The following is a 12,115-nucleotide window of genomic DNA, read 5'->3' as shown; positions in this document are numbered from 1 at the left end:
GGCATGAATGGAAGAAAGGAATTAAGATAAATGAAAGTAAACCATAACATGTCAGCGGTAATTACAAATAAACAGTTATTGCGTACAGAAAATAAAGTAACCGAGGCAATGGAGCGTCTGTCCTCCGGATTAAAGATTAATCATTCCAAAGATAATCCGGCAGGTATGGCAATTTCCAATAAATTAAATTTACAGATTGAAGGACTTGACCAGGCATCCCAGAATGCGTCTGATGGTATTTCCGTATTACAGACAACCGATGGAGCCTTAAATGAAGTGACTTCCCTGATACAGAGAATGCGTGAGCTTTCGGTACAGGCAGCCAGTGATTCCAATACACCGGATGATAAGAAAGCAATTCAGCAGGAAGTAGAAGAATTAAAGAAAGAAATTAACCGTGTCAGCAAGGATACCGAGTTCAATACCAAATCCTTACTGGATGGCAGCATCCAGCGAAGAGTATATGGAACTAACGCTACAAGAATGGCAGTATCCAGTAATGTAACCGCAGCAGATTATACCGTAACCATCAATCAGGCAGCTGAGACTGCAAAGAAGGATGCAGATACCGTTGCATTTAATGATATGACAGCAACAATCGGAGCGTCCGGTAAAATGAAAATTAACAGTTCATCCGTAGAAATAGAAGCAACCGATACCTATGAGCAGGTCTTTGAGAAAATCAGAACAGCCGGTGAGTTAGGCGAGACTACCGTAAAAGCAGATGGCGGTAAGCTTTCCTTTGAATCCACTGCATATGGCGAGACAGGCAAAGTAGAAATCACAATCAGCGATGCTGCGTTGGCAGCACAGCTTGGATTTAATTCCATGACACCGGCAGTATCTTACGGAACCAATGCTGAGGTAGATATTCATGCTGCAGGAAGCGGATTTTCAACCACTGCAACTGCCGCAGTCGATGGCAATAAAGTAACTATTACAGACCGTGATGGATTTGAAATGTCTTTTCTTACCAAGAGCGGACTTGCCGCAGGAAGTACTGCTAAATTAGAAGTGACCGACATTGGAACCATGGATCTTCAGGTAGGAGCCAATGAAAACCAGACCATTAAAGTAGATATTCCGGAGATTGATACCGAGACCTTATATCTGGATGATTTAGATGTAACAACTGTAACCGGAGCAGACCGGGCAATCGTTGCATTAGATAATGCACTGGCAAGAGTATCTTCCGTACGTTCTGCCATTGGAGCCTGTGAGAACCGTCTGGATTCTACTGTAGGAAGTCTTGATGAGACCAGCGAGGATATGACATCTGCACTTTCCCGTATTTCAGATGTAGATATGGCAGAGGAAATGACCAATTATACACAGCAGAATGTATTGTCCCAGGCAGCAATTTCCGTATTGTCCCAGGCAAATGACATTCCACAGCAGGTATTACAGTTACTTCAGTAATCAAAGGAGACTGTCATGGATAGTAGAACAAAGCAGGACTTTACCAGAAGGATTACCCAGAGTAACCGCAGTGAACTGGTAGTGGTCTTATATGATATCTGCTTTTCTTATCTTGATGAAGCAGAAAAAAACCTGAAGGAAAAAGATTTTGATGTATACAAAGAAGCCGTCCGGAAAGCTGATGCAGTGATTGGAGAACTTCAGGCGGCATTGAATTTTCAATATGAACTTTCCCCACAGCTCTATCCGCTTTATTCCTATTGCAGAAGAGAGCTGATGCGCAGTATGTATCAGCAGAGCGGTGACGGCATTGCCCATGCAAAAAGAGTTCTGAGCGGTTTGTATCAGGCCTTCTGCGAGGTCGCAAAGCAGGATACCTCAGAACCCTTAATGCACAATACCCAGCAGGTATATGCGGGTATGACGTATGGAAAAGAACAATTAAATGAAAATTTTCAGGAGTCAGATACTTCCAGAGGATTCTTCGCGTAAGAATCCTCTGTTTTTTGTTTTAAGCGGCGTAGCAGAAATTTATATTTCAGCTGCATGGCATTTACTTCATAAATATAGGCATCAATCAGATCCGGTTCTACAACATTCTGAAAATTCGCATATGCGAAGTCTAAGTCATTCTTTGTCCGGTTTAAATCATCTAAAAGTAAGCGGTAGCCGGCATCCGGCGCAGGTGTGTTTTTTACAATTCCAAACAATACGATCCCCACTTTCTTTATGGAAAATAAATCCTCTTTTTACTAAGTATAATCAGAAAAATCCAATCTATACAAAAAAAGGAATATTTTTTTTTGCAGAAAAATATGTTAATGGTAAGGAAATGGATACTTGAAAAGGATTTTAAGCAGTGTAATGAGTAAAGAAACAGGAATTATGGTGATTATAGGCATTTGTCTGCTGGTTTTGTTTATCGGAATCTTAAAACAGAGGGCAGACCTTGTCTTAAATTTTGTTGTCCGGATGGCAGCAGGAGCGGTGGCAATTGTCTTTTGCAACCAGCTGCTTTCGAAGAATGGCATAGACGTTATGGTGGGACTGAATCCATGGAGCCTTACAACGGTGGGACTGCTGGGAGCAGGAGGATTTACCCTGCTTTATGGAATTATGGCATATCGTCTGATGTAATATTTGTGAAATGTGACGAAAGAAAAAACTTTCCCAATTCGACATGTACAAGGTCATGGGGACATCGTATAATGCGATTACAGCGAAGGGGGAAGGAATTATAACAATACTAGTGATAATTATGCTTGGACTTGCAGTTTGCTTTGACTTATGGAAGTCAAAAATACCGAACTGGCTGACGGGCATGGGGGTGATGACAGGATATGCAGCACATATCCGGGGAGAAGGAGAAAAGGGAATTATACTGGTAACAGTAATGATGTTAATTCCCGTGATTCTATTCTATTTATTATTCTTGATGCATGCAATGGGAGCCGGAGACATTAAGCTTTTTATGGCACTCTCCTGCATGACAGATTATTCTATTGTGCTTCACACAATTATTTTTTCCTTATGTTTGGCAGCAGTATACGGATTGTTCCGGCTGATAAGGCAGGGAACATTAATACAGCGTATATTGTATTTTAGAACTTATATGCAGAGCAGTCTGGTGAGAAAACAGTGGGTGCCTTATCGGGAGCAGTCCGGTATGGATGATTCCTGCATGCATCTGGCACCGGCGGTACTGGGCGGCTATTTACTGACATTGGGGGTGGTGTAATGAATCAGATATCAATTGCAATCTGCGATGCGGACAGTGCCTATGGAAATAAACTGGCAGAATATCTGCTGGAGACAGGAAATGTGGCAAAGGCGGAAGTATATACAGACTGGAACAGTGTGGAGGCAGATTTAAATGGAGAAAAAAGAGATATCTGGCTGATTAATTCAGGAATATTAAAAGAAGCGGAAAGCCTTCCTTTAAAGGAAGAAATGGTATGTCTAGCAGAAGAGCGGCTGGGAGCAAGAGAGGCAGCACTGCCACATATTTATAAGTATCAGTCTGCCAATGTCATCCTGCAGGAAATGTATGCATTACTGGCGGAGCATCCAACGGAAATCTGTCTGCGGGGAAGCAGGAAGGGTCATACCATAGGACTGCTGTCACCCTGGTATGACGGGCTGTCTTTATTGGCAGGACTGGCTGTGGCACAGGTTTTGGCAGAGAAGGGAAAGGTTTTATACATTAATACCAGAGGATATTGCGGCATGAAGCTGCCGGAAATGGAAGAAAGCCATAATTTATCCGATGTTCTGCTATCCCTCCGGCTTGGAAGTACCAATGGGGGTGCCAGTGTGATGAGCGGAATTACTACTGTGGGTGAACTTGGCATTATGGTTCCGGTAGAACAGGCAGTTTTATTGGGTGAAGTAAAAGCACAGGATTATCACAGGCTTTTAGAAATTATCTGGCAGGAATTGTCCTTTGATTATGTGATATTAGAGATACAGCCGGAGCTTGCTGATACGGGAAGAATTATCGAAGAGTGTGACAGGGTGTATGCATTTTTAAAGCAGGAATATGGAATGGATACGGTAGAGCAACAGCTTATGTCACAGGAAGTAAAAGGAAAGATTCAGATTATAAAGATTCCGGAACGATTGCAGACAGGTGAAAGATATGAAAATTCCGGTAATCCGGTTGCAGCAGCAGGCTATTTCAAAGAGTGGATAGCACAGGAAATAGAAAGAGAAGAAGACAATGAAAAAGAAATGCCTTAGGAAAGAAGTAGATAAGGAAATGGATAAGAAAGTACATAAGTAAATGAGTAAGAAGATGTATGGGGGAAAGGCATTCAGATGGAGACAAAGGAGAATTTAAAGGAACGCTTGAAGCATCAGGTAATGGAACGGATGGACATTTCAAGAACCATGGAAGATGAAGAAATCTTAGAACTGGTGCAAAAGACTTTGGAAGAAGACAGCCATAGAATGCCTATGAGTATTTCCATGCGGCAGAATATGATTCGGGAAATCTTTCATTCCCTGCGGAGGCTGGATATTTTGCAGGAGCTTATTGAGGATGCTGACATTACAGAAATTATGGTAAATGGGACCAAAGGAATCTTTTATGAAAAGGCAGGGAGGCTTTATCAGTGGGATAAACACTTTACATCAGAAGAAAAGCTTCAGGATGTCATACAGCAGATTGCAGGAGGCAGTAACCGTATGGTAAATGAATTACATCCTATTGTAGATACCAGACTGCCGGATGGCTCCCGGGTAAATATTGTCTTAAAACCTATTGCCATAGATGGAACAGCGTTGTCCATCCGCCGTTTTCCCAAAGAGCCTGTCCGGATGCAGACACTGATAGAATGGGGTTCTATTTCAAGGGAAGTGGCAGATTTTTTAAAGCATCTGGTGTGTGCCGGCTATAACATTTTTGTATCAGGAGGAACAGGAAGCGGTAAGACTACATTTCTAAATGCTTTGTCGGAATTTATTCCAAAGGAAGAACGTGTGGTTACCATTGAGGACTCAGCGGAGCTGCAGCTGCTTGGGCTACCCAATCTGGTGCGTCTGGAGAGCCGGGATATCAAGCTTCCGGGAGCAGAGGAGATTACCATCCGGGATTTGATAAAAAGTGCACTTCGTATGCGCCCAAACCGGATTATCGTCGGGGAATGCCGTGGGGCAGAAGCACTGGATGTCCTGCAGGCAATGAATACCGGACACTCCGGCAGCCTGAGTACCGGACATGCCAATTCGGCAATGGATATGGTAAGCCGCCTTGAGACGATGGTGCTGATGGGAATGGATATGCCGCTGGCAGCAATCCAGAGTCAGATAGCATCGGCCATTGATATTATCATACAACTTGGCAGAATTCGGGATGGCAGCAGAAAATTGCTGCAGGTTGTGGAAGTGAAGGGGGTAGAAAATGGCAAGGTATGTTTACACGAGCTCTTCCGGTTCCGGGAGAAAAAAGAACAGGGAAGCATCGGCGGAATCTGGGAGAAGAAAGGAGAACTTCTCTATCAGGAAAAATTACAGGCTGCCGGATTATCGTCAATATCATTTTAAGAAAAGACAGTTTTTATTATATGTTGGAGAATTTCTGCTGCTGGATATTCTGATAGGCTGGCTGTTTTATCAGTCCACTCTGGCAATTCTTGCAGGATTTGGTTTATGTCCAGTATTTCTTCGAAACAAAAGGAATTCTGCTAAGATACAGCGCCAGAATGATTTAAAGCTTCAGTTTAAGGATGCACTGCTATCGGCAGCAGGAGCAATGCGGGCAGGATATTCCATTGAAAATGCGTGGCGGGAAGCAAAAAAAGATGTGATACAGCAGTATGGCATGGAAAGTGATATGGCGGTGGAAATGCGCCAGATGATACACCAAATGGACTGTAATGTGCCATTGGAGCAGCTGTTAGAGGATTTTGCAGAGCGGAGCCGGATAGAGGATGTAGAGCAGTTTGCGGGAATTTTTTCTTATGCCAAGCGGAGCGGCGGGGATTTTACTGCAATTATGGGAAATACAGTTCGGCAGATGGCAGACCGGATGGAATTGCAGGAAACCATAGAGACAGCATTGACAGCAAGGAAGATGGAACAGAAGGTAATGAATGTAATTCCCTTATTTATACTGGCATTTGTCAATGTGACATCGGGAAGCTTTTTGGAAGCATTGTATGGGAATGTGGCGGGGGTGCTGATTATGACAGGGTGTCTTATTCTCTATGGACTGGCATATCTTTGGTCAGAGAAAATCGTAAGACGTATTGGAGAAAGTATATGTTAAAGCAAAAGAAAAAGCTGGCAATTCTGGTACTTTTGGCAGCAGTTTTACTGGGAATTGCAGCGGAGTGGATGCAAAAGCAGGACTCTCATTTTAAGGAGAACCGTTTAATAAGAAATGAACCGGGGGAAGGAGACTATCAGGAATCCTTAAATTATATAGAAGAAGATAGTGGGGAAAAAGGGCAGATTGTATTAAATCTGCAGGAACGCACTTTAACAGCAGAGGAATGGAAAGAGTTATTGCCGGAGGCAGAAAAAGAAGCAGAAGAAGTATTTCGAAACGGGCAGCAGGCAGACCATGTCAGTGGACAGGTGGTTTTATGCGAACGTGTTAAAAATGGTCTCATTTCTGTGGAATGGAAGCTGGAACCGGATATCTGGATTGATTTACAGGGAAATATAGAGGAAGAAAATCTTTTGCCGGGACAGGTGGTGAATGCTACCGCAATTTTATCGAATGGAAAAAATCAGGCAGAGTATTCCTTTCCTATCTGTCTTTATCCTTCAGAAAATCAGAATGAAACCAATCTGGGGAAAAAGATAGAACAATATCTTTACAATCAAAATGCAGAAGAAAAAGAAGTGGAGCTGCCACAGAATATGGATGGTGTAGCACTTCGCTGGGAAGAAGAAACCGAGAAGCCGTTGGTTATTTTTCTCTTCCTGGGGATATTTGCAGCAGTAGTGATTCTATGGAGTGGGAAAAAGGAACAGCAGGATGCAAAAAAACGTTGGGAAGAGGAATTGGTAAAAGATTATCCGGAAATGGTTAGTCGATTGGGATTATTATTAGAAGCCGGTATGTCATTGCGTCAGGCGTGGAAGAAGCTGACAGATACATATGAGAGTAAACGGAAGGAACAAAGACTGCCAAAACGTGCCGGTTACGAGGAAATGCTGCTTACCAGAAGAGAATTAGAGGATGGAATGGGGGAAAGCCTGGCATATGAGCGGTTTGGAGAACGATGCGGACTGGCATCCTATCGCAGGTTTGCATCTATTCTGACACAGAATCTCAAGAAGGGAACTGTAGGAATCGGCAGAATTCTTGCAAAAGAATCAGAGGATGCATTTTCCCAGCGAAAGACTATGGCGCAGCGACTGGGAGAGGAAGCAGGAACAAAATTATTGTTTCCTATGCTAATGATGATGGTGGTGATTATGGTCATTCTTGTTGTGCCTGCATGTATGACCATGCACATATAAGTTACCAGGCAGCCGTAAGAAGCTGTCAGTGGCAGGTTTCGGCTGTAAGCAGATAACAGGTAACTAAAACAATATGTAACTAAAACAATAGGTAAATAAAGGAGGAAGGAACATGAAAGGTGTAGTAAATGTAAAACGGACAAATCCAATGAACGTTGTAAAAAGAATAAAAGGAAGTCTGACCCGGTTTTTAAAAGAGGAAGATGGGGTAGGTGTTGTGGAAGTGGTTCTGATTCTGGTGGTTCTGATTGGACTGATTGTTATTTTTAAATCAAAACTGACGGTTCTTTTAAACAGTATCTTTTCGACAATTACCCAGCGGACCGGTTCTTTGTAGAAAATGGAAAGAACAAGGGAAAAAGGGAGTATTACATTGTTCTTAAGCCTTGCATTGACGATGATTTTAAGTCTGGTATTTACTCTGCTGGAATCTGCACGCCTCTATGGATTAGAGGCGCAGAGCAAAATGGAAACGGAACTTTTGCTGGAATCCAAAATGGCAGAGTATGATACCGCGCTTTTTGAGCAGTATCATCTCTATTTCCTGGAGGCAGGCAGGAAAGGAGAGCCGGAACTTAGTAGTCTGGAACAGTCATTGCAGGAACTTGGAGAAGAGAACCTTAAGGCGAAGCCGGGATTCTTAAAAATGTCATATACCAATCTTTATGAGATGCAGTTAGAGAACTGCTATATTACGAATTATACGATGGCAACCGATGATGCGGGAACTGAATTTCGAAGGCAGGCAGCAGATTATGTAAAGCGTACCATGGGAATTGCGGCCATTGAAAAATTATATGAAAAGGCAACAGAAGCAAAGGAACTGACGGAAGACAATAAAGACATCGAGAAGAAGTTCGAAGCTGCTATTCAGGAGACCGATACACAGAGTGGGCTGGAAAGAAACACAAAACGGAATGCCGCAAATCAGAAGAATGAGAATCCACTGGATTATGTAAAAGAACTTAAGAATAAAAGTATCCTGTCACTGGTGGTAGAAGATGTATCAGCGGTATCGACACAGACCATTGATTTATCCGATGATATTGCAAAGAGAACCTGTTTTACAGGAAATGGGCAGGCACAGCAGGAGGATATGACAACGGGACTTTTCTTCCGGGAATATTTACTGAAGCAGTTTAGTGATTACCGAAATCAGAGTGAGTCGGAAGTGTTGCAATATGAGATGGAATATCTCATTGCAGGGAAAGATTCTGATGTGGCAAACCTTGCTGGCGTTGCAGAACGCATGCTGGCGATTCGTGAGGTGGCAAACTATATTTATTTGAAAGGGGATGCCGAGAAAACGGCATTGGCGAATACCATAGCGCTTGTAACTGCGGGCTGGACAGCTAATCCGGCGGTAGTCAAGGTGGTAGAAGAAGGAATTCTTGTGGCATGGGCATTTTCAGAAAGCATAAAAGATGTAAAAACGCTTTTAAAGGGTGGCAAGGTTCCTTTTTTAAAAGGAAAGGCCGAGTGGACATTAGACGTTGGAGCATTGTCGGAATCCTTTGCAAAAGAAGAGGAAAGTAAGACCAGTGAAAGTGGTTTAAGTTATGGGGATTATTTAAGAATTTTATTATATCTTACCGGACAGGAGAAGCTTACCTATCGGGCAATGAATCTGATGGAGCAGAATGTCAGGCTGCTGCCGGACCGGGAGAATTTTCGGATGGACTGCATGATTGGTAGTATGGAAATACAGTGCAGTTATCTGTCAAAACCATTGTTCTTCGGGTGGTTTGGAAGTGGCGAAAGCTTCAAAGGAGATTATCATTTTCAGGAAAAAAATTCATTTTCCTATGTTTATTAACAAAAGAAGAAAGGGGGTGCATAAAGGTGTCTCTTCTCAGAATTCAAATAAAAAATCAATATAAAAAAACTCTCTCTAACCCAGATAATACAAATCTATTGTATAGCAATTCTACAAACAGAAAAGAGACACCTTTATGTGCCTCCACAACGGCGTCTATGACAATAGAAGCAGCTATCGCATTGCCACTGTTTGTAATCTGTATACTATCGGTAATCTTTCTTTTCCGGGTATTGGAATTACAGCAGGATGTGGAATATGCCTTGCAATATGCCGCCAGAAAAAGTGCCATTCATGCACATATGACACATGAAAGCGGGCTGGAATCTGTTGTGCCAATTGCAGAAGCAAAAATCCTGTTTCAAAGAAAATTAGAAGAACTGAAAGCACCGGTAATTTATGTGGAAGGGGAAGAAAAGGGGTTCTCTTTTTGGCGTTCTGAATTAATGGGAAATGATATTGATTTATGTGTATCTTATCGGATTGAAAATCCATTGCAGTTATTGGGACTATTTTCTTATGACATGGATCAGCGGGCAAAAGTGCATAAATGGATTGGTTATACAGGCAGTGGAAATGAAGATGGAACTTATGTCTATATTACAGAGACAGGGAAATCCTATCACTGGTTTTCGGACTGTACCTATTTGGATTTGAGCATTCTGGCGGTGCCGGAAGAGACGGTATCCGGATTACGGAATGATTCCGGAGCGAAATATAAAGATTGCGAAAAATGCCGCATAGGAAAGAAAGATACCAAAACAGTATTTGTAACAGAATATGGAGAGGCAGTGCACAATAGTCTTTCCTGCAGTGGGTTAAAGCGTACCGTATACCGTATTTTGCTGGAAGAAGCGGGAAATCATTCGCCCTGTGGAAAATGTGAAAAGAGAAAAGCTTCCTGAGGAAATAAATGTATCAGAAAAATATGAGAAGAAAGAAACGGCAGATAGCAGGTTATAAGCAGTAAGTAGCAGATAGAAAATAACGAATAACAAGGAGATAAGGGGATGATGACAATATGTTCTGTACTTGGAATGTTGGGGATATGTTCCATCGAAGATATCCGAAAAAAAGAAATACAAAGCATAAGAGTATTGTGTTTTGGCATTGGTGGGATTTTGCTGCATCTCTGGCAGAGAAACCAGTCATTATACAGCATGTTAGGAGGGATTGCCGTCGGGGCAGCAGTTATTATTCTGTCATTGGTGTCTGGTGGAATTATTGGAATTGGCGATGGACTGGTACTTTGTGTAGCGGGAATTTACATTGGAGGAATCAATACCATGCGTCTACTTCTGACAGGACTTTTCCTGTCCTCTTTGTATGCACTGGTATTGCTGTTCATGCACAGAAAAAGACGAAAAGACACCATTCCTTTTATTCCGTTTCTGCTGGCGGCATATCTCATTCTGTTGATTTTATAAGACAATGGAAAAAGAAATGTTATCTGCCGGCTTCTTATACCATAGAGGCAGCAGTTATAGTGCCAATGATATTGGCAATATTCTGTACCCTGATTGTAGTCAGCTACGAACTGCATGACAGGGTAAAGGTGGCAGCGGAAGAAAGCAGCAAGAACAAAATAGAATGTATGGAGGAAATTTATATTGGAGATATGTTATAAGAGAAATCTGAATCAGAGTTATATGTTTATTACATCAGATTCTGCGTATTCCGGATATCAGATTCATATGTGCCGACAGAATCATATTCATAATTTATTGCAGTTTGAACCGGTAGTTTCAGAAGGGGAGACACAGTTTCGATATGAAATTACCGGAAAACGTTCTTTGGATCATGTTTTGGAGAGCAGTGATTTTGCCATAGATATGTTTGCAAAAATGTTAGAAACTTTATTGGGAATCTGTCAGGAAATCCGGCCATATCTTTTGGAGGAAGAGGGAATTCTATTAGACCCGGAGAGTATTTATCTTGAGAATGGAACCAAGAAGTTCTATTTCACCTATTGCCCCGGCAGACAGGAACCTGTTACAGAAGGATTCCGAAAGCTGATGGAATATCTTCTGGCAAAGATTAATCATGAAGATGAACAGATGGTTCTTGCATCTTATGAGGCATATCAGAAATCAACAGAAGAAGGATTTTCTTTGGGTGAAATCCTAAGGATATTATATCAGTACCGCCAGCAGGATGTAGAGGATTATGTACCGGTCCGGCAGAAATCTGTTTCATCTAAAAAGGTAGAGGCATTGCAGAAGGGCATTATGCCATGGGAGCAGGAAAAGAAAGATGCAGCTGTGGAGGAAAAGCCAATTACAAAGAAAAGGAAGGGGTATTGGAAAAAATATGAGATAGATACAATTGAAAAGGATGATGAATATTATAAGAAGGATACTCAAAGCCGTGGCTGGAATATGGCAATGGAAGAAAAACTGCAGGAATGCATTGCTGCAATCAGCCGGATTCCGGCATTCTTAACAGGGAAGATAAATCATGAGAAGGAGGAAGAACCAATCGTGTGTACACCTATGGATTACAAAGAAATGCAGGAGGAAAATCCGACCGTTTATCTTGGAACGGAGCGGGCTCCGGAAGGAGTTCTGCGTTATGATGGAAAAGAGGATATTTCGAATATCCGGATGGAGTATTTCCCTTTTATCATAGGAAGCAGTGAGCAGGCAGATGGAAATGTATGTATACAGGGAGTCAGCCGCATGCATGCCCGCATTACCAGAGAGAAAGAGGATTATTATGTGGAAGATTTAAATTCCATGAACGGAACATGGCTCAATGGGAAAATGCTGGCATATCGGGAGAAGGAGCAGTTATGCATGAATGATGTGATTCAGCTGGGACGTGAGCGGTTTACATTTCTTTAAGAAAAAGGTTATATTTCCTTCGTTGACAGTGTCTTTTGAAAGTGTTATTGTCAGATTCATAAAA

At 42.1% G+C, this 12,115-nt stretch carries 14 protein-coding genes; 13 read left to right on the top strand and 1 reads right to left on the bottom strand.

Annotated elements, in window-relative coordinates:
• Positions 1-30: 30 nt before the first annotated feature.
• Positions 31-1,419, top strand: coding sequence for a flagellin N-terminal helical domain-containing protein (locus tag DWW33_RS09945; RefSeq protein WP_117841879.1), 1,389 nt, complete (start codon positions 31-33; stop codon positions 1,417-1,419).
• A 15-nt stretch (positions 1,420-1,434) separates the two neighbouring features.
• Positions 1,435-1,911, top strand: coding sequence for a flagellar export chaperone FliS (locus tag DWW33_RS09940; RefSeq protein WP_118173474.1), 477 nt, complete (start codon positions 1,435-1,437; stop codon positions 1,909-1,911).
• Here DWW33_RS09940 and DWW33_RS09935 read toward each other — a convergent pair.
• On the bottom strand, positions 1,875-2,129 hold the full coding sequence (locus tag DWW33_RS09935; RefSeq protein WP_227700759.1) for a YaaL family protein: 255 nt from the start codon (positions 2,127-2,129) through the stop codon (positions 1,875-1,877). The two genes, DWW33_RS09940 and DWW33_RS09935, sit on opposite strands and share 37 nt — an antisense overlap.
• Positions 2,130-2,283: 154 nt before the next feature.
• Between DWW33_RS09935 and DWW33_RS09930 the strand changes: the two genes are divergently transcribed.
• From DWW33_RS09930 to DWW33_RS09885, 11 genes are all read left to right on the top strand, one after another.
• Positions 2,284-2,556, top strand: a complete 273-nt coding sequence (locus tag DWW33_RS09930; protein WP_117698791.1) for a pro-sigmaK processing inhibitor BofA family protein — start codon at positions 2,284-2,286, stop codon at positions 2,554-2,556.
• Positions 2,557-2,611: 55 nt separating this feature from the next.
• Positions 2,612-3,157 carry an A24 family peptidase gene (locus tag DWW33_RS09925; RefSeq protein ID WP_158552112.1) on the top strand — a complete coding sequence of 182 codons (546 nt, stop codon included), beginning with the start codon at positions 2,612-2,614 and terminating at the stop codon, positions 3,155-3,157.
• Positions 3,157-4,158, top strand: coding sequence for a hypothetical protein (locus DWW33_RS09920; RefSeq protein WP_117698787.1), 1,002 nt, complete (start codon positions 3,157-3,159; stop codon positions 4,156-4,158). The genes DWW33_RS09925 and DWW33_RS09920 overlap by 1 nt, the downstream gene beginning before the upstream one ends.
• 78 nt (positions 4,159-4,236) lie before the next feature.
• Positions 4,237-5,463 carry a CpaF family protein gene (locus DWW33_RS09915; protein ID WP_118088013.1) on the top strand — a complete coding sequence of 409 codons (1,227 nt, stop codon included), beginning with the start codon at positions 4,237-4,239 and terminating at the stop codon, positions 5,461-5,463.
• Positions 5,464-6,180: 717 nt separating this feature from the next.
• Positions 6,181-7,392: a type II secretion system F family protein gene (locus tag DWW33_RS09910; RefSeq protein ID WP_118088014.1), complete on the top strand. Its 1,212-nt coding sequence runs from the start codon at positions 6,181-6,183 to the stop codon at positions 7,390-7,392.
• Positions 7,393-7,504: 112 nt separating this feature from the next.
• Positions 7,505-7,729, top strand: a complete 225-nt coding sequence (locus DWW33_RS09905; protein WP_022242873.1) for a Flp1 family type IVb pilin — start codon at positions 7,505-7,507, stop codon at positions 7,727-7,729.
• 36 nt (positions 7,730-7,765) lie between these two features.
• Positions 7,766-9,208: a DUF5702 domain-containing protein gene (locus DWW33_RS09900; protein WP_118639416.1), complete on the top strand. Its 1,443-nt coding sequence runs from the start codon at positions 7,766-7,768 to the stop codon at positions 9,206-9,208.
• 158 nt (positions 9,209-9,366) lie between these two features.
• Entirely contained in the window at positions 9,367-10,113 is a 747-nt protein-coding gene (locus tag DWW33_RS09895; RefSeq protein WP_118088016.1) for a TadE family protein, read from the top strand.
• A 105-nt stretch (positions 10,114-10,218) separates the two neighbouring features.
• Positions 10,219-10,635 carry a prepilin peptidase gene (locus DWW33_RS09890; protein WP_118057607.1) on the top strand — a complete coding sequence of 139 codons (417 nt, stop codon included), beginning with the start codon at positions 10,219-10,221 and terminating at the stop codon, positions 10,633-10,635.
• 65 nt (positions 10,636-10,700) lie between these two features.
• Positions 10,701-10,835, top strand: coding sequence for a hypothetical protein (locus DWW33_RS16145; protein WP_256385589.1), 135 nt, complete (start codon positions 10,701-10,703; stop codon positions 10,833-10,835).
• Positions 10,819-12,051, top strand: coding sequence for a DUF6382 domain-containing protein (locus DWW33_RS09885; protein ID WP_118639415.1), 1,233 nt, complete (start codon positions 10,819-10,821; stop codon positions 12,049-12,051). The genes DWW33_RS16145 and DWW33_RS09885 overlap by 17 nt, the downstream gene beginning before the upstream one ends.
• The last annotated feature ends 64 nt before the right edge of the window (positions 12,052-12,115 follow it).

This window comes from Roseburia sp. AF15-21 (assembly GCF_003479505.1).
Classification (GTDB): Bacteria; Bacillota; Clostridia; order Lachnospirales; family Lachnospiraceae; genus Roseburia_C; species Roseburia_C amylophila.
Note: the sequence above shows the minus strand (reverse complement) of the source record. Positions and strands in the feature narration are given on the sequence as shown.